The sequence below is a fragment of the Halalkalibacter flavus genome (assembly GCF_036663575.1).
Taxonomy (GTDB): domain Bacteria; phylum Bacillota; class Bacilli; order Bacillales; family Bacillaceae_D; genus Halalkalibacter; species Halalkalibacter flavus.
In genome coordinates this window covers 1-246 of sequence record NZ_JAWRVK010000363.1, presented here as the reverse complement: position 1 = coordinate 246, position 246 = coordinate 1, and the positions used below count along the sequence as shown (strand labels likewise).

Below are 246 nucleotides of genomic sequence, written 5' to 3'. Positions count from 1 at the left end.
AGAAACTGTTCCTAATGTCTTGGTGCCCAGATACCGCCAAAGTTAAGAAGAAGATGTTGTACTCCTCGAGCTTTGATGCTCTAAATAAGTCTTTAGTCGGTGTACAGAAGTATATTCAGGCAACAGACTTATCAGAGGCATCACAGGAGGCTGTAGAAGAAAAATTAAGTGCAACGGACAGACAGTAAAAGTGAGACACCAATAGTCCACATCTAAATCTATTTACAACACAACAAAGAGAGAAAG

At 39.8% G+C, this 246-nt stretch carries 1 protein-coding gene; it reads left to right on the top strand.

Going from position 1 to position 246, the window contains the following annotated elements; all coding sequences use genetic code 11:
* Window positions 1-188: hypothetical protein (locus SAY88_RS25485; RefSeq protein WP_332635231.1), on the top strand; the 188-nt coding region annotated here is incomplete at its 5' end.
* Between the last annotated feature and the right edge of the window lie 58 nt (window positions 189-246).